Source organism: Bacillus salacetis, assembly GCF_003581585.1.
Lineage (GTDB): Bacteria > Bacillota > Bacilli > Bacillales > Bacillaceae_B > Rossellomorea > Rossellomorea salacetis.
The window spans coordinates 30184-50677 of the sequence record NZ_QXIR01000013.1; the positions used below are offsets into that span (position 1 = coordinate 30184).

At 46.0% G+C, this 20494-nt stretch carries 19 protein-coding genes and 1 pseudogene; 8 read left to right on the forward strand and 12 right to left on the reverse strand.

Annotation, left to right across the window (positions count from 1 at the left end; all coding sequences use genetic code 11):
* The first annotated feature begins 40 nt into the window (after nucleotides 1-40).
* Nucleotides 41-1497: pseudogene (hpaB, locus tag D3H55_RS10875) on the forward strand (4-hydroxyphenylacetate 3-monooxygenase, oxygenase component).
* 11 nt (nucleotides 1498-1508) lie between these two features.
* Here hpaB and D3H55_RS10880 read toward each other — a convergent pair.
* Together D3H55_RS10880 and D3H55_RS10885 are read right to left on the reverse strand one after the other, a co-directional pair.
* Entirely contained in the window at nucleotides 1509-2690 is a 1182-nt protein-coding gene (locus D3H55_RS10880; protein ID WP_205685470.1) for an endonuclease Q family protein, read from the reverse strand.
* Complete coding sequence (locus D3H55_RS10885) at nucleotides 2687-3241, reverse strand: NUDIX hydrolase (protein ID WP_119546940.1); 555 nt, start codon at nucleotides 3239-3241, stop codon at nucleotides 2687-2689. Before D3H55_RS10885 ends, D3H55_RS10880 begins: the two co-directional genes overlap by 4 nt.
* 178 nt (nucleotides 3242-3419) lie before the next feature.
* Here D3H55_RS10885 and mciZ point away from each other — a divergent pair, with 178 nt between their 5' ends.
* The 3 genes from mciZ (at nucleotide 3420) to D3H55_RS10900 (ending at nucleotide 9656) form a co-directional block, all read left to right on the forward strand.
* On the forward strand, nucleotides 3420-3557 hold the full coding sequence (gene mciZ, locus D3H55_RS10890) for a Z-ring formation inhibitor MciZ (protein WP_119546941.1): 138 nt from the start codon (nucleotides 3420-3422) through the stop codon (nucleotides 3555-3557).
* Between the two features lie 68 nt (nucleotides 3558-3625).
* Nucleotides 3626-4549 (forward strand): aldo/keto reductase, encoded by a 924-nt coding sequence (locus D3H55_RS10895; protein WP_119547012.1) that lies wholly within the window; start codon nucleotides 3626-3628, stop codon nucleotides 4547-4549.
* 748 nt (nucleotides 4550-5297) lie between these two features.
* Nucleotides 5298-9656 (forward strand): S8 family peptidase, encoded by a 4359-nt coding sequence (locus tag D3H55_RS10900; protein ID WP_119546942.1) that lies wholly within the window; start codon nucleotides 5298-5300, stop codon nucleotides 9654-9656.
* 54 nt (nucleotides 9657-9710) lie between these two features.
* Here the strand turns inward: D3H55_RS10900 and D3H55_RS10905 are convergent, their stop codons facing one another.
* From D3H55_RS10905 to D3H55_RS10925, 5 genes are all read right to left on the reverse strand, one after another.
* Nucleotides 9711-10139 carry a GrpB family protein gene (locus D3H55_RS10905; protein ID WP_338067931.1) on the reverse strand — a complete coding sequence of 143 codons (429 nt, stop codon included), beginning with the start codon at nucleotides 10137-10139 and terminating at the stop codon, nucleotides 9711-9713.
* A 104-nt stretch (nucleotides 10140-10243) separates the two neighbouring features.
* A complete protein-coding gene (locus D3H55_RS10910; protein ID WP_119546943.1) occupies nucleotides 10244-10495 on the reverse strand; it encodes a DUF3886 domain-containing protein in 252 nt (83 codons plus the stop codon).
* A 274-nt stretch (nucleotides 10496-10769) separates the two neighbouring features.
* Nucleotides 10770-11432 carry a CoA transferase subunit B gene (locus tag D3H55_RS10915; RefSeq protein WP_119546944.1) on the reverse strand — a complete coding sequence of 221 codons (663 nt, stop codon included), beginning with the start codon at nucleotides 11430-11432 and terminating at the stop codon, nucleotides 10770-10772.
* A gap of 29 nt (nucleotides 11433-11461) precedes the next feature.
* On the reverse strand, nucleotides 11462-12151 hold the full coding sequence (locus tag D3H55_RS10920) for a CoA transferase subunit A (protein ID WP_119546945.1): 690 nt from the start codon (nucleotides 12149-12151) through the stop codon (nucleotides 11462-11464).
* Between the two features lie 24 nt (nucleotides 12152-12175).
* Nucleotides 12176-13360, reverse strand: a complete 1185-nt coding sequence (locus D3H55_RS10925) for an acetyl-CoA C-acetyltransferase (RefSeq protein WP_119546946.1) — start codon at nucleotides 13358-13360, stop codon at nucleotides 12176-12178.
* A 195-nt stretch (nucleotides 13361-13555) separates the two neighbouring features.
* On the opposite strand from D3H55_RS10925, the gene D3H55_RS10930 reads away from it, so the two are divergent.
* The 3 genes from D3H55_RS10930 (at nucleotide 13556) to D3H55_RS10935 (ending at nucleotide 15812) form a co-directional block, all read left to right on the forward strand.
* Nucleotides 13556-14452 carry a hydroxymethylglutaryl-CoA lyase gene (locus D3H55_RS10930; RefSeq protein ID WP_119546947.1) on the forward strand — a complete coding sequence of 299 codons (897 nt, stop codon included), beginning with the start codon at nucleotides 13556-13558 and terminating at the stop codon, nucleotides 14450-14452.
* Nucleotides 14453-14517: 65 nt separating this feature from the next.
* On the forward strand, nucleotides 14518-14649 hold the full coding sequence (locus tag D3H55_RS25240) for a hypothetical protein (RefSeq protein WP_276310230.1): 132 nt from the start codon (nucleotides 14518-14520) through the stop codon (nucleotides 14647-14649).
* Nucleotides 14650-14888: 239 nt separating this feature from the next.
* A complete protein-coding gene (locus D3H55_RS10935) occupies nucleotides 14889-15812 on the forward strand; it encodes an alpha/beta hydrolase (protein WP_119546948.1) in 924 nt (307 codons plus the stop codon).
* A 42-nt stretch (nucleotides 15813-15854) separates the two neighbouring features.
* Here D3H55_RS10935 and D3H55_RS10940 read toward each other — a convergent pair whose 3' ends face one another.
* Entirely contained in the window at nucleotides 15855-16175 is a 321-nt protein-coding gene (locus D3H55_RS10940; protein ID WP_119546949.1) for an iron-sulfur cluster biosynthesis family protein, read from the reverse strand.
* A 154-nt stretch (nucleotides 16176-16329) separates the two neighbouring features.
* Here D3H55_RS10940 and D3H55_RS10945 point away from each other — a divergent pair, with 154 nt between their 5' ends.
* Nucleotides 16330-16548 carry a CDGSH iron-sulfur domain-containing protein gene (locus tag D3H55_RS10945; protein WP_119546950.1) on the forward strand — a complete coding sequence of 73 codons (219 nt, stop codon included), beginning with the start codon at nucleotides 16330-16332 and terminating at the stop codon, nucleotides 16546-16548.
* Between the two features lie 338 nt (nucleotides 16549-16886).
* Here D3H55_RS10945 and D3H55_RS10950 read toward each other — a convergent pair whose 3' ends face one another.
* The 4 genes from D3H55_RS10950 to D3H55_RS10965 all read right to left on the reverse strand — a co-directional run bounded on the left by D3H55_RS10950 (nucleotide 16887) and on the right by D3H55_RS10965 (nucleotide 20488).
* Nucleotides 16887-17225 carry a YolD-like family protein gene (locus D3H55_RS10950; protein WP_119546951.1) on the reverse strand — a complete coding sequence of 113 codons (339 nt, stop codon included), beginning with the start codon at nucleotides 17223-17225 and terminating at the stop codon, nucleotides 16887-16889.
* A gap of 65 nt (nucleotides 17226-17290) precedes the next feature.
* The gene (locus D3H55_RS10955) at nucleotides 17291-18553 is read right to left on the reverse strand and encodes a Y-family DNA polymerase (RefSeq protein ID WP_119546952.1); all 1263 of its coding nucleotides are present in this window, start codon (nucleotides 18551-18553) and stop codon (nucleotides 17291-17293) included.
* Between the two features lie 200 nt (nucleotides 18554-18753).
* Nucleotides 18754-19368, reverse strand: a complete 615-nt coding sequence (locus tag D3H55_RS10960) for a hypothetical protein (protein ID WP_119546953.1) — start codon at nucleotides 19366-19368, stop codon at nucleotides 18754-18756.
* Nucleotides 19369-19693: 325 nt separating this feature from the next.
* Nucleotides 19694-20488 carry an SDR family NAD(P)-dependent oxidoreductase gene (locus D3H55_RS10965; RefSeq protein ID WP_119546954.1) on the reverse strand — a complete coding sequence of 265 codons (795 nt, stop codon included), beginning with the start codon at nucleotides 20486-20488 and terminating at the stop codon, nucleotides 19694-19696.
* Nucleotides 20489-20494 lie beyond the last annotated feature (6 nt).

Here is a 20494-nt window from a genome sequence, read left to right on the forward strand (position 1 = left end):
TCATTATTACAGGAAATCCTGGAACGGAGGGATTAATCACTTGGGAGCGATAAATGGAAAACAGTTTATCAGCAGGCTAGATCAAATAAACCCTGAAATTTGGTTCAATGGAAAAAAATCGAGGGCAAGGTCTCTGAGCACCCTGCATTCAAGGGGATCATTGAAACAAAAGCCGCCCTTTATGACATGCAGACCGATCCGGTTCATAGAAATGAAATGACATTCACCTCACCAGTTTCAAATGAACCTGTCGGGCTGTCCTTTCTACAGCCGAAGTCGAAAGAAGACCTGCGGAAGCGCCGAAGAATGATGGAAAAGTGGGCAGGACAAAATTACGGGCTGATGGGCCGAAGCCCGGATTACCTCAATACAGCTATGATGAGCTTCGCTTCTTCCGCCCATATACTGCAAGGGAAGGAGAATTGTTTCCCTGAACATTTCCAATCGGTGTTTGAAATGGCCAGGGAAGAGGATTTATCTTTCACTCATACATTCATAACACCGCAAGTAAATCGGTCTCAATGTTACTTTCAAGATGAAACGGAGGAACCGATATCTGCAAGGGTCGTGGATCGAAATGACGACGGCCTGATCATTAAAGGAGCACGCCTTCTCGCTACACAGGGAGGGATAAGTGATGAAGTACTCGTCTTCAGCGCCCCAAGCAAATTATTATTTGAAAAAGGCGAAGCTTTCGCCTTTTCCATCCCATCCGGCACAGCAGGTTTGAAATTCATTTGCAGAGAGTCCTTTGTTGGCGGGGCCTCTGCTTTCGATCACCCGCTCAGCTCCCGGTTTGAAGAAATGGATACAATCCTTGTTTTTGACAACGTGCTGGTCCCGTGGGAACGAGTCTTCTTTTATGATAACCAAGACGCCTCTAATTCTTTGGTCATACAGAGCTCCTTTCATCACTTCACTATACATCAAGTACTCATAAGGCAAATTGCTAAGACCGAGTTTATACTGGGGATTGCTGAATCACTTACCGAACTGATCAATGTCAGGGAATACCAGCATATTCAAGAGAAATTATCAGAAATCATCATCGGCCTGGAGACGATGAAAGCACTTCTGGAGAAGGCAGAAAATGATGCGGAACCGGACGGCTGCGGTATTATGCGGCCAAGCATCATTCCTCTTCGGACGGCAAGCAATATATTTCCCAGGATTTACCCGAGGTTCACCGAAATCATTCAATTGATTGGCGCGAGCGGAATGGTGACGTTGCCTACCGAGGAAGCCTTCCACTCTGAAATCGGAGCAGACCTGGAACAGTACCTGCAAGGAGCCAACCATTCAGCCGCAGAAAAGACCCGGATCTTCCGTTTAGCATGGGATCTTACGATGAGTTCATTCGGCACCAGGCAAACTCAATACGAAAGATACTTTTTTGGTGACCCCGTCAGGCTTTCCGGATTGTTATATCATAATTACCCAAAACAAAAGTGCGTCCAAATGGTGAAGGACTTCTTCGAACAAAATAAAGGACAATGACTCAGTTACAGTCATTGTCCTTTATTTTCATTCCTGGCTACTTTCCCATATCTTCCACCTCCACCCGCATTGAACACAAGCTGTCCTGTCCGGGCTTTGTGGATCGTTTCTGCCAGCTGCTCTTTCGTCACTTCGGCGAGTCTGCCCTTCGGTACATGATGAAGGATATCCATTTCTGTCCCAAAATGATCGAGCAGCTTATCCATGGTTTTTGGTCCGAGGCCGGGAATGTACTCGAGCGGCACCTGAGGGATGTACGCCGGTCTCAAAGGTGAAGGTATGTCCTCTGCCAGGTCTGCAATCCGGTGCTTCACTCCCCTGATTTTCCTGCCATGCCCACACTCTTGGCATTTTTCCGCGCTATCCTGCATGATGACACCGCAGCTGGAGCAGGTTGTTTCATAATATTTCCCCAGAAATGGATCAAGGCCATAGTTTGCCGCAATCTTTCGCCCCTCCTCATTCTTCAATGCCTTGGCAAATTCTTTGAACGAGGGGGCTTCCATTGTAATTGAATTATATTCACGCGCGATTTTAGCGAGTGAATGAGCATCTGAATTGGTCAGAAAAGTATACTTATGGAGTTCCGGTATACTGTTTGCCATCGCCGTATTGCTGCTCAACCCCAATTCGACTGCATCAATCTGTTCCGGTGAAAATACTTCACTTAACGAATTCCTTACACCTTTTCCATAAAGGCTTTTAAAAGGGGTGAAGATATGGGCAGGTATAAAAAGGCCACCCAAACCCTTCACTTTCAGTTGAAGCTCCCTGCCGTCCGCATAAATCCGCTGTGAGCTGAGATGAATATTTGTCACTTTGCTGCTCAGCCATCCAGAGAACGATTTCAGCGAAGGCAGATCAGGAAAGTAAGCCAGCACATGTATCGGCCCATTGCAATTTTCATCATTTATCTCCAGCTCGCTTCCAGGAATCAATACCAGTCCATTTTCATGTTGAAAGCCGCCATCTCGAAGCTCCCTTAATTCTCCCGTGTGAATCAGGGCTTCGATCTCCTGAATGACTTCCGGTGAATGGCAGTCTATTACACCGGTCATATGCAGACCTTTCGGGCAGCCTGAATACGTGAGGATATTGGCCAGTGTCAGTGTTTTTGATCCTGTAATCTTTACTGCCCGCCCGCTGGCAGTCCTTCCGATATGGATATGCATATCTGCAAAATATTCGTTCACTTTTCTTTCAATCTCTCTTTCAATTGCAGATATTGAACTGCATAAGCTGTTTTCGCATCGAAAATCCGCTTTTCTTCTATCATCTTTTGTGCTTCTTCAAGGCTGACTTCCAGGAGTTCGACAAATTCATCTTCGTCGGGAGGACTGGCATTCTCCAATTTATAAATATCTTCAGCAATAAAAAGATGAACCAGTTCATCCGCGAATCCAGGTGAGGTATAGAAAGAGATGAGCGGCTTCATATCCCTGCACGCGTAACCCGTTTCTTCTTCCAGTTCCCTTTCCGCAGTTTTCGCAGGCTCCTCCCCCTGTTCCAATTTCCCTGCCGGTATCTCCACTATCGATTGTTCCAAGGCTTTTCGATACTGTTCAACCATTACGATTTTCCCTTCAGGAGTCAGCGCAATAACAGCGACGGCACCAGGATGCCTGATGAGTTCACGTTTAGAGGTCTTTCCGTTAGGCAGGCTGACTTCATCGACTTGTAAGTCAATGATTTTCCCCTTATAAATCTTTTCTGAGTTCAGTGTCTTTTCTTCAAATTTTTTCATATTTTACACTCCTGTTCTTAATGGTGGCTGTGGTCATTATATCAGAACTCCACCATTTACCCATCCTCCGTGGTTTCATTCATACTATTTCCTTTTTTGAATATAGATTAACCACAATGTGTCATCTGGTATCCGTTTCAACGTTTCTGGTTCAAAATATATTCCCGGAGGTCCGGTCATGAAAATCATAGTCCATCCCAAAGGAGTTATACTCCATGGAAAAGCTTGGGAAATAAAAGCCAAACTGAAAGAATACAGCCATAAATATCAATATATTCAGGATTGGTCCAAGGCTGCAAGCAATGAGAAACAGTAAATTTGGTTTCCCCTGTCATCTTCCGTTACAATATCCTTAATTAATATAAAGGAAAGGTCGGGGAAATGATGGAGAAGAACAGATTGGGAACATCAGACCTGCTTGTCAGCAGAATAGGATTAGGATGCATGTCACTTGGAAAAGACCCTGAAAAAGCCAAGCCGATCATTGAGGCCGCCCTCGATGAAGGCATCAACTATTTTGATACAGCCGATCTCTATGACTTTGGCGAAAATGAACAAATTGTCGGAAAAGCTTTGAAGTCTGTAAGGGATAAAGTGATCATTGCCACGAAAGCAGGGAACCGCTGGGATGATGTTGAGGACGGCTGGCGCTGGGACCCTTCCAAAAAATATATTAAAGAAGCAGCAAAGCGCAGCTTAAAAAGGCTTGGAACGGAATACATCGATTTATTTCAACTTCATGGCGGGACAATTGATGATCCCTTGGACGAAACGATCGAAGCATTTGAAGAACTCAGGCAAGAAGGACTCATTCGATTCTATGGAATCTCATCAATCCGCCCGAATGTCATTAAACGTTTTTCTGAGTCTTCCAGTATTATTTCTGTAATGATGCAGTACAGTTTGCTGGACAGACGTCCAGAGGAAATTTTCCCTCTGCTCGAAGACAAAGAAATCAGTGTGGTGACAAGAGGTCCTATTGCAAAAGGATTGCTCAGTGACAGAATGCTTGATAAAGCGTCTTCCAAAATGAAAGAACAAGGATATCTCGATTATTCATACAATGAACTTGAGGAAGTGCTTGGGAACATACATGAAAAACTGACTGCCGGCAGATCCATGAATGAAATTGCCCTGCAATATATCCTCAGTCACAACGCCGTTTCAGCTGTTGTTCCAGGTGCTAGTTCTGTTGAACAATTACGCGAAAATGCCCAGGCGGCAAAAGCACCCCCGTTATCCAGCAAAGAAATGGAAGTCTTAAAGAATATTACCAAGCAGAATATTTATGAACAGCACCGTATATGAATCTTTCAATCCATCCCCGGCAATGGGGATGGATTTTTTACCGGCATGAATAAACCTATTTTCCTATACACAATTCCCCATTTAAGGTGAGCCGTACTGTTTACACTTTACGAAATGACCAGGCACTCCGATTCTGCCGCCTTATGGAAATCACCCTCATTTCCAGTCCTCATGCCTTATTCACTCTGAACTTCATTGATTTTCCATTCAACAAGTAGAACCGGGGTATTCTAAGTCTGCAGATGATTCAAATATCCCTATTTTAAACTTCTCTGTCTCTTGCATTCCGATATAATAGACCCATTTAAATTAAAATCGAGGTTAAATACCGGGATTTATCCCTCGTATATTCTTTTGGGAATATTATTCCGAATGACTAATTATACAATTTAGGAGTTTTTTCTATAAAGGTGTTGCTGCTTCTTCCCCTTCCATCCAACCTCTCATTTTTTCTCTTGTCGATTTACATCGTTTAAATACACACTACTAAACTCCCTGTCATTTCTTTACGTTAATCCGTTATATTCCTGGAGTTATAAAAAAAGCCATACCAATGACCTACCAAAAATGATGCATGCTGAAACTTCTTATCTATTTTCTGAATATTCAAAACTATTACGACAAATATATACAACATTCGACTTATATTATTGGTTATCGTTGGTTTACCATCTACTTTTTACCAGGTGGAATAAGAAGAAAGGAGGATCGGCACCCCCATTACAAACATTATAGGAGGGAAAACTGAATGACAGGAAAAAGAAGAAACGTAAAATGGTTGTCCATTGCACTGACCCTGATCATGTTTATTCCATTAATGTTTCCACCGAATGCAGGAGCAGCTGCTTCCACACAACAGGCTGCACAGAAAGGAAAACCTTCTGTTTCAGTAAAGGATACAGCAAAAGTCAGTCCGCAATCCAAAATCACATCTAAGCTGCAAGACCAATTCAAGAAGGATAAGCACGTCACATACTTAGTGAAGTTCAAGGAGCAGGCAGACACTAAGTCTGCAGAAAAGAAAGCTGCTGATCAAGCAAAGAAGCAAAAGCTTACTGCTTACAGCAAAAAATTATTAAAACGGAACCTGGTAGTATCAGAGCTGCGTTCTACTGCCCTTGAAACTCAAGCAGAAGTGAAAAAATACTTAAATAGCCAGAAGAAATCCGGTTCGGTTAAAGATGTTAAAGGATTCTATGTCGTTAACGGCATGGCTGTTACAAGTACAAAAGAAGTCATGGAAAAAATCGCAAATTTCCCGGAAGTCGAGAAAATCTTACCAAACGAAACGCGTCAACTCATTCAGCCCGTTAAAGCAGACTCTCCTGCTGCAAGCGTGATGGAGAAAGCTAAACAAGCTGAAAATAATCCTGCCGGGATTGAATGGAACATCGACAGGGTCGGTGCACCGGCAGTATGGGACATGGGAATTGACGGAGCAGGAACAGTCGTTGCCTCCATCGACACCGGAGTGCAGTGGAATCACCCTGCCCTGAAAGAAAAATACAGAGGATTCGATCCTCAAAACCCTGATTCCCCAGATAATGAATTTAACTGGTTCGATGCTACTGCCGGCCAGGGAACCCCTTATGACGATGATGGTCACGGAACCCATGTTACCGGAACAATGGTCGGCTCCGAGCCGGATGGAAACAATCAAATCGGGGTTGCTCCGGGTGCTAAGTGGATCGCTGTCAAAGCATTCACGCCTGACGGTGGAAGTGATGCTGATTTACTTGAAGCAGGGGAGTGGATTCTTGCCCCGAAGGATGCTGAAGGTAATCCTCATCCTGAAATGGCTCCTGATGTAGTGAACAATTCATGGGGCGGCGGACCTGGCCTTGATGAATGGTACCGTGATATGGTGTCAGCCTGGAGGGCAGCTGAGATCTTCCCTGAATTTTCAGCCGGAAATACCACCCTCTTTAATCCTGGTGGACCTGGTTCTATCGCCACTCCGGCAAACTATCCTGAATCATTTGCAACTGGTGCAACAGATATAAACGACATTCTTGGAAGTTTCTCCCTTCAAGGTCCATCTCCATACCAAGAAGTGAAGCCTGAAATTTCCGCGCCAGGTGTGAATATCCGTTCTTCAGTTCCAGGAAGCAATTATGAAGGCGGTTGGAATGGAACATCTATGGCCGGCCCCCATGTATCAGCTGTTGTCGCTTTACTCAAGCAGGCAGATGCAGGGTTGACGGTGGATGAAATTGAAGAAATCTTAACAACAACTGCTATTCCTTTAACAGACGGAACTTTCCCGGAAACACCAAACAACGGCTACGGCCACGGTCTGGTCAATGCATTTGACGCCGTTTCCTCAGTGATGAGCGGCCTTGGGAAAGTGAAAGGGCAAGTATCAAAAGAAGGCGATGATACTGAAGCGCCTGCTATCACTCATGAAGCACCAGCTGAATCATTCAAAGAAATGAGTCTTTCATTGCAGGCAGAAGCCAGCGATAATGTAAGTGTTACAAGCGTAACCCTTCACTATCAAAATGCTGATGGCGAATGGGTTCCTGTCGAAGCAGCAAAAACCTCGGGTGACTTCAAGTCCGGTATCTACGAAGCCGTCATTCCTGGTGAGGCTCTGACCGGTGACAGTGTCACTTATAAATGGAGCGCTCTTGATTTCGGCGGAAATAATGTTGAGACTGATGAATATTCTGTTGCACTCCTTCCAGGGATTTCAACAGGATATGAGCAGGATTTCGAATCCAGTCCGGCTGGCTGGACTTCTTATGGGGAAGCAGACAGCTGGGAATGGGGAGTTCCTGTAAATGGTCCCGGCAGTGCTGCATCTGGTGAAAAGGTATATGCAACCAGCCTTGCTGGAAATTACGCCAGCAACGCGAATATGTCTTTACAAATGCCTCCTGTGGACCTGCCTGAAGGAAACAGCTTCCTTCAATTCAAGCAGTGGCATGAACTTGAACGCAACTATGACTATGGACACGTTTTCATCTCCACAGATGGTGAAAACTGGACTCAAGTCCTGCGTGTGAACGGAAATACAGACGGCTGGATTGACGGAGAAGTTGATTTAAGTGAATATGCCGGCCAGCGGGTATATATTGCTTTCAATGTAACGACAGATGGAAGTGTTGTGAAACAAGGCTGGTATTTGGATGATGTGAAACTGAGTGCTGAATCCATCCTCCCTGCCAAGAAAAAACAACTTGGACTTAAATCAAAAGATGACACATCTGCTTCTGTTTCCAAAAAACCTAGTGTCAATCCAAGCAAGATCAAGCCAGCCAAAAATATTAAAAAGGAATCAGCTGACCAGAACGGAACCCCTGCGCCAGTTCTGCTGCCTTTGCAAGCAGAAGTAAGTGTCCTTGAGACCGGACGGTCAGTATATACCAATCCAGCTGATGGATCCTATGAAATGACTCATGCTGCCGGCGAATTCACATTGCAAGCTTCCACATACGGCTACAGATCACAGACTCAGAGTGTGGAAATTGAAGAAGACGGCACTTCAATTTCCAACTTCACACTTGAAGAAATTCCTAGAGGAAACGTGACTGGCACTGTAACAAATCAAGTCACCGGTGAACCGGTTGAAGGGGCTTCAGCATTCCTGCTTGAAGATGCAGCAGTGGAGCCTGTCGAAACAAATGAAAATGGCGAGTTCGACTTAGAGGCGTACGAAGGTGAATATACACTAAAAGTTGTTGCACCTTATTTCTACAGCCAGGAAGTAAACATCACGATTGAAGGCGGGGAAGTCACCACTGCGGATATCGCCTTGGAACCTTTCATCGGATACCCTGGTGAAATCGGCTATGATGATGGTACGGCAGAAAATGCCCGCGCCTTCTATGATGCAGGAAATGGCTGGGCGGTCAAGATGTCTCTTGAAGAAGGAAATGATACAGCTTTAGTAACAGGCGGGTTATTCCGATTCTGGGATACTGAATGGCCTGTACCAGGCGGAACTGAATTCCAAGTGGCCGTTTATGATGCATCCGGTACTGACGGCGCACCCGGAAAGAAACTTGCCGGTCCTTTTGATGGCACAGCATTACGTAATGGTGAATGGACACATGTAGACTTGAGCGAGCATGGTATCATGGTCGAGGGGGATTTCTACATGGTGTACATCCAATCTCAACCAAATCCTAATACACCAGGACTTGGAACGGATGAAGACGGCGAATACGCAGCAAGAAGCTGGCAGCTGGTTGGAGGAGCGTGGTCACCTGCTCCTGAAGAGGAAGGTAACTATATGATCCGCGCAACGGTGAATTATGAAGTTACCGCTCCGGTGATTACGTCGCCTAAGGATAATTCTTTCACTAATAATGAAACTGTTACAGTTGAAGGAACATCCGCCCCATCCACAACCGTTCACTTGTTCAATGGGGATGAGGAAGTTGCTGAAACTGAAACTGAGGAAAATGGTACTTTCTCCGCTGACGTTGCTTTACAGGCAGGCGAAAATACGCTTACTGCAAAGGCAGCGACAGAGCAAGGCATGACAGGTCCTTCCGAGCCGGTCACAATCACTCTTGACCAGGATAAACCTGAATTGGAAATCACCTCTCCTGAGGAAGGATCGAAAACCAATCGTGAGGCGATTACAGTAGAAGGAAACATTACTGATCAGAACCTTGCCTGGGTTAAAGTAAATGGTGAGAAAGCTTCTGTCAAAGATGGAAAGTTCACCCACAGGCTGCTTTTGGATGAAGGAGAAAACGTCATTCAGGTTGTCGCTAAAGACAAGGCTGGAAACAAAAAGAAACAAAGAGTTACAGTCCATGCAAAGTTTGGCGACATCGCGATTGACAACCTTCTTCCTGCAGAGGATAAGGAACTGAAAAAAGGTGAATCTGTAAAAATTGAATTCGACAGTGAGCCAGGTCTTGATGCGGCATTCGTGATCCATATGCCGCTGACGAATGCGAAAGCATCTGTCTCCAATGCGACCGAGCTTCCGATGATGGAAACTTCAGATGGACATTATGTCGGATACTATACTGCGACTTCAAATGTGAAGGCCCCGGGAGCAGTGGTTGAAGTGAAAATCTCGGATGAGTTTGGCAATGTGACAACCAAGCGCGCAGATGGCAAATTGTATATTAACTCCAAAAGATAAGTTGTAAAGGAAGAAGAGTCGGCGAATGCCGACTCTTCTTTTTTTGTCATTCTGCTAATCAGTTGGATTCATCCTGCCCCACTTTACAGCTCTCTTTTCCAACTCTTTCACAAATTCATCTTTCCCTTGTATGTATGCATTAATATCAGTTGGAAATCGTGCAGCAAGTTCACTTTTTAACCGGCCGTATCTTTCAGCTTCCCCTTTGAATGTTCTCAAATAATCTCGAAAGATCAGATGTCTCTCAATTTCCCCACTGTTTGAGCCATAGATATGAACATGGTAAAGCCTCTCCCCTTTTCCATTTTCGTATTGAAAATAACGGCGGTCCTTTATTCCGTTTTCACCTTTGGCTGTATACCCCAAGTCCTCTAAAGCGGGGGTTCTTTCATCTGCCAGCTGAATATCCGGAAGCTCAACCAGAAAATCAATGGTGGGTTTTGCTGCCAATCCTTCAACCGATGTCGACCCAATATGATGTATGACAGGTCAGTTTCCCGCAAAGACAATATCAAGCCTATTCTTTTCTTTACGGAAGTCTTTTCTCCACAGTGGATTATAAGGGGTGACTTCCACTCTCCTTGTCATTACTTGAAGTCCTTCCAATTCATGCTGCTTTCTCCAAGAAGTTCTTCAAAAGATTTATTTTTTTCACGCTGTCTGGCTTCTTCCCTTTTTCTTTCGGCTTCTTCTTCCTGACGGACGGTTTCTGCCTTTTCAAGTTCTTTCTTTTTATCTTTCAACGCTTGGAATACATCCGTCTGTAATGAGTCTTTAAGTGTCAATTCTTCATTTTTATTTGATGATGGGCGCTTCTGCTGTTTATGTTTTTTCTTCATGAAGGTTCCTCCTTTGCAATTGCATTTTGTGAACTTATTTTATCAAAAATATAAAAAAAGAGAAGCGCATTGCTTCCCTCTTAAAAAAATCTGTTCCTGCATAAGTTGTTTGCTTTCGGAAAGGCCCTTGAAGCCCGGGTTTCCTCCAGTTACCAAAAGTGTTCCCTCCCAACAGGAAGAGCAGCATTTCTTTCCTGACCCCAATGGGTTTCCACTAAATTACGGATTTGTTTATTATAAGTCACAAAACAGGTTGCGAAAAGAGACTAAAAGATTAAAACGCATCCGTCAGCAGGTTATCGTCAATGATCAATTCCGGCTCAGTTGTAGATGTCACATCTTCAACTGTGTAGCCCTTGGCCACTTCCTTCAGAACCAAACCGCTTTCGGTCACATCAATGACTGCCCTGTCAGTGATGATCCTGTCCACAACGCCTTCGCCTGTCAGCGGCAGGGTGCATTCCTTCAGGATTTTCCCTTCACCATTCTTATTCACATGTTCCATGATGACAATGATTTTCCTGGCTCCGTGAACAAGGTCCATGGCTCCGCCCATTCCCTTGATCATCTTGCCCGGGATCATCCAGTTCGCCAGATTCCCCGTCTCTGAAACTTCCATTCCGCCCAGGATGGCCACATTGATATGGCCCCCGCGGATCATCGCGAAAGATTCAGCACTGTCAAAGTAGGCCGAACCGGGGATAGCTGTTACCGTTTCTTTTCCTGCGTTGATCAAATCGGCATCTACCTCATCCTCTGAAGGGTAAGGCCCGATTCCCAGAAGGCCGTTTTCCGATTGAAGGACAACTTGCTTGTTGTCGGAAATATAATTAGCAACAAGTGTCGGCATACCGATCCCAAGGTTCACATAAAAACCATCTTGTATCTCTTTTTCTGCTCTTCTAGCTATTTTCTCTCTCATTTTTGCACGATCCATTTCTCTCTCTCCTTTCCGGGTGCTCCAAGTTATTGGCTGACTGTTCTTCTTTCAATCCTTTTTTCCTGTTCCGCCTGGATGATGCGCTGAACATAGATACTTGGGGTATGGATATCATTCGGGTTAAGGCTGCCCGTTTCCACCAGTTCTTCCACTTCCGCAATCGTTACCTTTCCTGCAGCAGCAATCATCGGATTGAAGTTTCGGGCTGTCTTGTTGTAAAGCAGGTTCCCCATTTTATCGCCTTTCCAGGCACGGACGAGACTGAAGTCAGCTGTATAAGCTTCTTCCAGCAGATACTCCTTGCCGTTGAAAATGCGGGTTTCCTTGCCTTCTGCAATTGGCGTGCCGACGCCTGCCGGAGTATAAAACGCAGGGATGCCCGCCCCGCCTGCACGGATTTTCTCCGCCAGAGTTCCCTGTGGCACCAATTCAACCTCAATTTCCCCTGAGAGCACTTGTCTTTCAAACTCTTTATTCTCTCCTACGTAGGAACCTATCATTTTTTTGATCTGTTTATTTCGCAAAAGCAGTCCAAGACCCCAGTCATCCACTCCGCAGTTATTGGAAATGACGGTTAAGTCCTTTACCCCTTTATCAACAAGGGCCAGGATCAGGTTCTCCGGGATACCGCACAACCCGAATCCGCCGACCATCAATGTCGCCCCGTCTTGAATATCTGCAACCGCTTCATTAAAAGAAGTGTAAACTTGTTTCATCCCTTTTCCTCCTCCGCAAAAGATTTACGCTTTTTCCACTACTGTCGCAACACCCTGGCCTCCGCCGATACAAAGCGTCGCCAGTCCCCTTTTGGCATCTCTTCTGCCCATTTCGTGAATGAGTGTGACCAGGATACGTGTACCGCTGGCGCCAATCGGGTGGCCCAATGCAATCGCTCCCCCGTTTACATTCAGCTTTTCCTTATCAAACTTCAATTCTCGGTCCACAGCCAGAGATTGCGCCGCAAAAGCTTCATTCGCTTCAATCAGGTCGATATCAGCAAGTGAAAGACTCGATTTCTCCAGCACATTCTTAACCGCAGTGACAGGCCCGATGCCCATTACCGCCGGATCGACCGCGGCATTCGCGTTTGCCTTGATGGCCACTAACGGTTTGATGCCGAGTGCTTCAGCCTTCTCTTTTGACATGACCACTACTGCTGCAGCTCCATCATTGATACCCGATGCATTCCCTGCTGTCACGCTTCCTTCCTTTTTAAATGCAGCCCTCAAGCCTGACAGTTTTTCCGCTGTTGAGCTTTTCCGCGGGAATTCGTCCGTTTTGAAAAGAAGGGGATCCCCTTTTCGCTGAGGAATTTCGACCGGAACGATTTCACTGTCAAATTTCCCTTCTTCAATTGCAGCTGCCGCCTTTTCCTGGCTCCAAGCGGCAAACTCATCCTGTTCTTCCCGTGAAATCGTGTATCGGTCACAGAGGTTCTCAGCCGTCATGCCCATGTGGTAATCGTTGAATGCACACCACAATCCGTCTGAAATCATGCTGTCGACCACTTTCCCGTCTCCCATTCTGTAGCCGTTCCTGGCATCTTTAAGAAGATATGGCGCCTGGCTCATATTCTCCATTCCCCCGGCCACGACAATATCAGCGTCCCCCGCAAGGATGGCCTGCGCAGCCAAATGGACGGTCTTCAAGCCGGACCCGCACACCTTATTGATCGTCATGGCTGGCACTGTTTCCGGCATGCCCGCTTTCAACGCCGCCTGTCTTGCAGGATTCTGGCCAAGACCGGCCTGCAAGACATTCCCCATGATCACCTCATCCACATCGCCTGCAGATACTCCCGCTTTTTCCAGCGCGTCTTTGATTACCACCGCTCCCAGCTCTGGTGCTGAGATATCTTTTAAAGATCCGTTGAAACTGCCTATTGCAGTACGGACCGCACTTACGATCACTACTTCTTTCGCCATGTCATTCGTCCTCCTTGTCATGCAGAACTTGCCGGAACGTGCCGCAAGCTGCCATGCATTTTAGCTCTACTTATAATGGTTTCTATGTAAGCGTTTAAATTCCTCTTAATTCGTCAAAAAATTTATAGTTGATTTTTAAATCTGAATTTTTCTACAATGGTATTAGAACTAAATTTTGAATCTGGAGGAAACCCAATGGACTTGCCAAAAAAAGTCACCATGATTGAAGTCGGCCCCCGTGACGGCCTGCAAAATGAAAAAAACTTTGTGCCTATCGATATCAAAATCCAATTCATCCGCGCCCTGAAAGCTGCAGGTTTGAAAGAAATGGAGCTCACTTCCTTCGTTTCACCCAAATGGGTCCCGCAAATGAGGGATGCCGGCGAAGTTGTCGAAGCCTGTCTCAACAGCAGCCGTGACATTGTCCTGGCCCCAAACCGAAAAGGGGTCGACCGCGTCCTCCATACCAAAGGGAAAGCCGTCGCAGTATTTGTCGGTGTCAGCAATAGTTTCAATAAAAAGAATATCAATAAAACGACATCTGAAAGCCTTGAGGAACTGAAGCCGATCGTCAGTGAACTTAAAGAAAAAGGGTGCTTTGTCCGCGCCTGCATCTCTACCTCATTCTATTGCCCTTATGAAGGAAAAATTCCTCCTGGGGAAACCCTGCAGCTATGCAGGAAATTTGTTGAAATGGGAGTGGATGAGCTGAGTGTTGCGGATACAATCGGGATGGCCAATCCAAAGGAATCCTTTGAACTATTCTCCATGCTTAAAGAAACACTTCCTGATGTTTTGCTGACAGCCCATTTTCATGACACCCGAAAAATGGCTCTTGCCAATATTCTTGCTTCATTGCAAGCCGGAATCGACCGTTTCGATACATCAGCAGGCGGTCTTGGAGGCTGTCCTTTCGCACCCGGTGCCTCAGGCAATGCAGCTACAGAGGATGTCGTCTTCATGCTTGAACAAATGGGCATCGATACCGGCGTGGACCTTGACGGACTGGTGGCAGCGGTCAAGATCGTCGCTCCTCATCTTTCCCGCTCCATCGATACCGGCTATTACAAGCTGCAGACGACAGTCCAATAAACTGAATAGCCGGCACTGCCTTGAGCATCCTAATCCTATATCTTATTTAGGAAAGGAAGAGGAGCATGAGCCAAAAGCGCGAAAAAGGGTTCAGCCAAAAAGGGAAACCTAATGCTGATACTGTGCAGAATGTAATCTCAAAAGAAGAACTTGAAAAAGCTGTACATCCGGCGGGCCGCCAAAATTCCGAGCAGTAAATGGCGGCCGGCACCAGGCGGGCCGTTGTTTTCGCGGTCCGTCTTTCTTTAGGTTCTTTGCTTAAACCGTGCTGCTACTTCATGCAAAGATCCAGCTGGAATATCTTTGTAAGCAAGGAGGATAAGTGCTGCTTTTCCTGTTGAGATAATAATACTTCCATGTGGAAACAGCCTTATTTTATGACTATTGTCAGGCCCGATGGTAAACTATAAATAACTTATTTTTGGGGGACATTTTTATGAAAAAGTGGATGCCGGCTGTCGGAGGAGCCCTTGCGGCTGCAGCAGGTCTCGGTGTTTTTTTAACCAATCAGTTCATGTATCTGAAAAAGAAGGACGAACAGGTCATACTTCAGCGGGAAATATCCGCTGGACGTCTCAACCTTGAAGAATATAAAGCTTTGCCAAAGGAAGAGGTCAGCATTCCTTCTCCTTTTGGCTATTCCATCAAAGCGGTGTTCATACATCCGAATCCCGGCAATAAATATATGATCTTTTGCCATGGAGTTACTGAAAACAAGCTCAATTCCTTAAAATATATGAATCTTTTTTTGAAAAGGGGCTTCAACGCGGTCATATATGACCATCGCCGGCACGGAGAATCCGGAGGCAGTACCTCCAGCTATGGATTCTTTGAAAAACAGGACCTGAAAGCCGTCGTTGATGAACTAATCAAACGCCAGGGGGAGGATGTCTACTTTGGCATCCACGGGGAATCAATGGGGGCGGCCACTACCCTGCTTTATGCAGGCTCTATAGAAGACCGGGCTGACTTCTACATAGCTGACTGCCCTTACTCGGACTTTGGCGAGCAGCTTTCCTACCGGATGGCAAGGGAGGTAAGGCTGCCTGTCGGGAGACTGCTGCTGCCGCTCGCGGATTTGTTCCTCAAGCTGCGCGAAGGTTACACTCTCAAGGATATTTCTCCGCGCTCTGTGGTAGAAAACATCCATAAACCGGTCTTATTCATCCACAGTATCCCGGACGACTACATTTTGTCATCTATGACGCAGGAGCTGTATGACAAGAAGAGCGGCAGCAAAAAGTTATACCTTGCAGCCAATGGGCTTCATGCGCAGTCTTATAATGACAATAAAGAAGAATACGAGAAAGCTGTAGATGAGTTCCTGGAGGAGATTGCTGCCGCAGACCAAGTTTCGTAAAACAGAAAAGGATAGCGCCATTGATGGCGCCATCCTTTTTTATCAGCGAATGAAAAAATTCATCCTCCCGTTCAAAATCTGGCCGGGACTTTTTAATTGAAACATTTTCGACGAGGGGGAAAAATCGATTTTCAAATTCTTATCGTAAAAAACCTGCTTTGATTTCTCCACCAGCACTGGAATCGAGCCGGTGTCGATTTCAATATCGTCGTGTCCTATCTGTTCTACATACTCCAGGACCGGGATTCCGCTCATCACACACCCGCAGCCTTCTGTTTCATATTTTATCTTTAAATGGCCTTTTTTACTGCCTATCTTTGCTTTCAGAATTTCCTGTGCCTCTTCTGTAATCGTGATGTTCATCAGCTGGCCTCCCTGACATTTCTGTATGGTGTAAAGTTTATCATATGGAAGCAGGAAATTCATGGCCGCTGTATAGAAACGGTTGCAATTTCCACGGCTTCGACTTACTATCAAAGTGGGGAATCTTTGTTACATATGGAAAGGATGGTTAGTGATGGCAAAAGCGCAAATTAAAGTGAATGATAATGGATCATTGAAGGTGACAGGCGATGTTGAGCTTGTGGACGCAGAAGGCAACGTCTTTCCCACAAAAAGCGTATTCTCTCTCTGCCGCTGCGGCATGTCTTCGAGAATGCCGTTCTGCGACGCCTCTCATAAAGGCAAGTTTGAATCATGTGTCCGTGCAGAAAAAGTCCTTGACGATAAGGAATGACTAAAAAAGCTTGAAACCCGGGGGCTCCCTCCTGTTTCGGGCTTTTTTAATGCTCTATTTTTTGAACTTCCTGCTGCATGCATATATGAATTACATAAACAAGAAAGAAACCCTCGTATCAATAAGCAATCTGAACAAAAGATATTGTTGCTTTTGGAAAAATCCCAGGTGCCGGATTTTTCCCCTTTATTCAAGGTTTTACTCTCGAAAAAGAACGAGCTGCTCTTTTCTTTCCTGCTCACCGGAGTTTTTACGATTTACCAGGACATTATTTTAAATTTATATGGAATTGCAACAAAGTTTGCGAAAAGAGCCAAACAGAAAACAACCTTTTCAATTCAGTACTCTTCTGTAAAACGAATATCCACAATGTCATGGATGTACAGATAGGTTGTTCTTTCAAAGCGGTCAACAACATGAAGCTTACTGTTCAGCCCATCAAAGTAATGAATCCGGCCGATGAGCAATTCATGGCGCCGCCCTGCATAATGGGTGATGGTGACCATTCGGCCGAACTCCATGGCTTCTGCCGTAACTTCATTCAATTCCTCAAGATGCTGTTCATCAATTTTCTTCCGCTGTTCAAAGCTGTCTTCTTTCGCCCAGTCCCTCAGCAGTTTCACGTGCTCAGGCAGCATCATGGAGGTCCATTTGATTCTTCCACGGTCGCGGTTCATTTTTCACCACCCTCTTTCCTTCTTCTTAATGGATTGCATCGTTTCAGCCCCTGCCTGACAGCATCTCATGCCTTATGCCCGCCCAATAAGGTTGCACGATGTTTGGCTGTTCCGGCAGCGGTATAGGAAATGGCACGAAGTAATGCGCCTGAGCCGTACTTATGGCGAATCTGATCCACGACATAGCCAAGTTCCCTCTTCTTCCAGCGGTCCGGCTCAAACAGGCTGACCTGCATGCTTTCATCAGGAAAAAGGTTTCCGAGGCTGATGGAAATGCTCCGGACGGTCTTGCCATTATAGTTTTCTTTAAAAAGATCCTGGCAGACTTTATACAGGTCCATAGTGATATTTGTAGGCTCCTCTATGGATCGTGACCTGTGGAACCCTCCTCCAAATTCTTCCTGGCTGTAACCGATGCCAAGGCTGATCGTCCGTCCTGCCTGCCGGTGATTCCGCGTCCTCCTGGCTACTTCTTCACACATTTCAAGAATTACGCTCTTGATCTCCTCTACCTCCTTGTAATCGCGCAGCAGGATCTGGCTTTTGCCGAAACTGACCTGCCCCTCCATGATCGGGGCACCGATTTCGGAAAGGTCGATACCCCAGGCATGATAGTAAAGCTGGTTACCCATGATCCCGAATTTACTTTCAAGTTTATCCAGATCATATTTCGCAAGCTGGCCGACATTGAAAATTCCCATCCGGTTCAGGGTCTTTTCAAGCCGCTTGCCGATTCCCCACATTTCACTCAGCGGGGAGACCGGCCATAACTTTTCAGGCACATCTTCATAAGTCCATTCTGCAACCCCGTGCTTTTTTGCTTCCAAATCAAGGCAGAGCTTTGACATGAGCAGATTCGGACCGATCCCGATGGCGCAAGGGAGCTGGAATTCCCTTGCGATATCCTGTTTGATCTTCCATGCAATTGTATGGGCGTCGCCCCAGAGGCTGGATGTTCCATCTATCTTCAAGAAACTTTCGTCAACACTATAGGTATGGATGGCTTCCTTGGGAACATACCGATGGAATAAACGGGTGATTTCAGTGGAAATACGGATGTAGGTGGCCATGGCGGGTTCAACCACCAGGATTTTGGGGTCCTTTGGCACTTCGAACAGACGGGAACCTGTTTTGATGCCGAATTCCTTTTTCAATCTTGGGGAAGCAGCCAGAATTACGCTTCCCGGACGATCCAGTTTCCCTGCCACAGCCAGGTAGCAGTTCAATGGATCAAGGCCTCTCATGACAGCCGAACAGCTTGCATAAAAACTCTTCATATCGATGCACAAAATCTTCTGGTCGGGAAGTTCACCGTAATCAACAGCCATTCTTTACACTCCTTCCTAAAAGGGAACGTTCGTTCTATTTTATCTAAAATTGTATACGAATATACGTTCGTTTTCAAATATTATTTGTTGGTATAATGAGAAAAATTATGAGGTTCTGGTCAAAAAAGGGGAATCAGCAAATAATGGACAATAGAGGAGAAAGAAGGAAAATAATGATATGCATGTGTGGCGGCGTCACCTTAAGGGGTGGGATTCGGACAAACCTGGCTTCCTTTCCGGCATTTCTGTCCGAATACTGGTGGGATTCGGACAAACCTAGCTTCCTTTCCGGCATTTCTGTCTGAATACTGGTGGGATTCGGACAAACTAGCCTTCCTTTCCGGCATTTCTGTCCGAATACCGGTGGATTTCGGACAAACTAGCCTTCCTTTCCGGCATTTCTGTCCGAATACCGGTGGGTTTCGGACAAACCTGGCTTCCTTTCCGGGATTTCTGTCCGAATACCGGTGGGATTCGGACAAACCTGGCTTCCTTTCCGGGATTTCTGTCCGAATACTGGTGGGATTCGGACAAACCTGGCTTCCTTTCCGGCATTTCTGTCCGAATACTGGTGGGATTCGGACAAACCTAGCTTCCTTTCCGGCATTTCTGTCCGAATACTGGTGGGATTCGGACAAACCTGGCTTCCTTTCCGGCATTTCTGTCCGAATACTGGTGGAATTCGGACAAACTAGCCTTCCTTTCCGGCATTTCTGTCCGAATACTGGTGGGATTCGGACAAACTTGGCTTCCTTTCCGGGATTTCTGTGGGCAAGCAGGTGTTTGGTTTCTCGGGGATTCGTGCCCTTAGACATGGCCTTCCTCCGGTTAAGGGCACGCTTGGCGCGGATTCGTGCCCTTTCACACGTTCATTCCTTTGGTTAGGGGTATATTTGGCGGGAGTTACCATTATCAAACACTCACTCCCTATAACCCGGTGTTTCCCGCCTAATCACCCTATTTTAAATCGGCTCACTCCCTATAACCGGGTGTTCTCCGCTAATCAATCACCCCATTTTAAATCCGGCCGCACTTTATAGGGGGGGACGTACCTTTCCAACCAAACCACTTCCTAATAAGGACAACTCAATAAAAAAACAAACAAAACCAGCCCCGGTTCACCAAGGCTGGTCAAAATAATCATTTTTTAAAGAAAGCGTTCTTCCCGAGGCGCTCCACGATTCCCGGGAAAAGGGTGTACAGGACACTGCCCGCATTCATCCAGCGGGGCAGGTTGATTTCCCTTGTATTCGTCAGCATCTTGTCCACAATTTTCTCAGCGACGGCATCGGGATCAAGTATGAAGCGTTCAACGTTTTTAGCGTAGGTGCCGGAGCGGTCGGCGACATTGAAAAAGTTTGTGGCGATAGGTCCCGGATTGACCGCTGTTACATAAATATTCGAAGAAGATGCCTCCATCCGCAGGCTGTTCGTGAAGCCGAGGACTGCATGCTTTGAAGCTGAGTATGCACTCGATTTGGGTGTAGCAAGTTTGCCTGCCTGGGACGCAATATTAATGATATGGCCGGCCTTCCTTTTTTTCATGATTGGCAGCACATGCTTTGTACATGCGATAAGCCCGAGGACATTGACATCGAACATTCCTTTAATGTCCTCGAAGCTTGCCTCGTCCGCTTCATCAAAGATTCCAAAACCGGCATTATTGACAAGTATATCGACATTCTCAACCTCTCTGTAGATTGACTGAAAAACAGAAGGAAGCGTTTCAAAGTCAGATACATCCACACTATGCACGAAGGCTTTCACCTTGTATTCCTCCTGGATTTTCAGCTGAAGTTCTTTAAGGCGTTCAGTGTTGCGGGCAAGCAGTACGACATTGGCTCCGCACCCTGCTGCTTTAAGCGCAATTCTTTCCCCGATTCCGCCCGAGGCGCCTGTAATGACGATATTTTTATTTTGTAAACGATGATTCACGGTTCC

Bases quoted from the DNA above. Each gene is read 5' to 3' on its own strand.
- D3H55_RS25240 (WP_276310230.1), top strand. From the start codon at position 14,518: ATGAGCCAAAAGCGCGAAAAAGGGTTCAGCCAAAAAGGGAAACCTAAT.
- D3H55_RS10915 (WP_119546944.1), bottom strand. From the start codon at position 11,432: ATGGATCGTGCAAAAATGAGAGAGAAAATAGCTAGAAGAGCAGAAAAA.
- D3H55_RS10910 (WP_119546943.1), bottom strand. From the start codon at position 10,495: ATGAAGAAAAAACATAAACAGCAGAAGCGCCCATCATCAAATAAAAAT.
- D3H55_RS10960 (WP_119546953.1), bottom strand. From the start codon at position 19,368: ATGTCTAAGGGCACGAATCCCCGAGAAACCAAACACCTGCTTGCCCAC.
- D3H55_RS10940 (WP_119546949.1), bottom strand. From the start codon at position 16,175: ATGAACATCACGATTACAGAAGAGGCACAGGAAATTCTGAAAGCAAAG.
- mciZ (WP_119546941.1), top strand. From the start codon at position 3,420: ATGAAAATCATAGTCCATCCCAAAGGAGTTATACTCCATGGAAAAGCT.
- D3H55_RS10935 (WP_119546948.1), top strand. From the start codon at position 14,889: ATGAAAAAGTGGATGCCGGCTGTCGGAGGAGCCCTTGCGGCTGCAGCA.
- D3H55_RS10945 (WP_119546950.1), top strand. From the start codon at position 16,330: ATGGCAAAAGCGCAAATTAAAGTGAATGATAATGGATCATTGAAGGTG.
- D3H55_RS10955 (WP_119546952.1), bottom strand. From the start codon at position 18,553: ATGGCTGTTGATTACGGTGAACTTCCCGACCAGAAGATTTTGTGCATC.
- D3H55_RS10925 (WP_119546946.1), bottom strand. From the start codon at position 13,360: ATGGCGAAAGAAGTAGTGATCGTAAGTGCGGTCCGTACTGCAATAGGC.
- D3H55_RS10920 (WP_119546945.1), bottom strand. From the start codon at position 12,151: ATGAAACAAGTTTACACTTCTTTTAATGAAGCGGTTGCAGATATTCAA.
- D3H55_RS10930 (WP_119546947.1), top strand. From the start codon at position 13,556: ATGGACTTGCCAAAAAAAGTCACCATGATTGAAGTCGGCCCCCGTGAC.
- D3H55_RS10900 (WP_119546942.1), top strand. From the start codon at position 5,298: ATGACAGGAAAAAGAAGAAACGTAAAATGGTTGTCCATTGCACTGACC.
- D3H55_RS10885 (WP_119546940.1), bottom strand. From the start codon at position 3,241: ATGAAAAAATTTGAAGAAAAGACACTGAACTCAGAAAAGATTTATAAG.
- D3H55_RS10950 (WP_119546951.1), bottom strand. From the start codon at position 17,225: ATGAACCGCGACCGTGGAAGAATCAAATGGACCTCCATGATGCTGCCT.
- D3H55_RS10895 (WP_119547012.1), top strand. From the start codon at position 3,626: ATGGAGAAGAACAGATTGGGAACATCAGACCTGCTTGTCAGCAGAATA.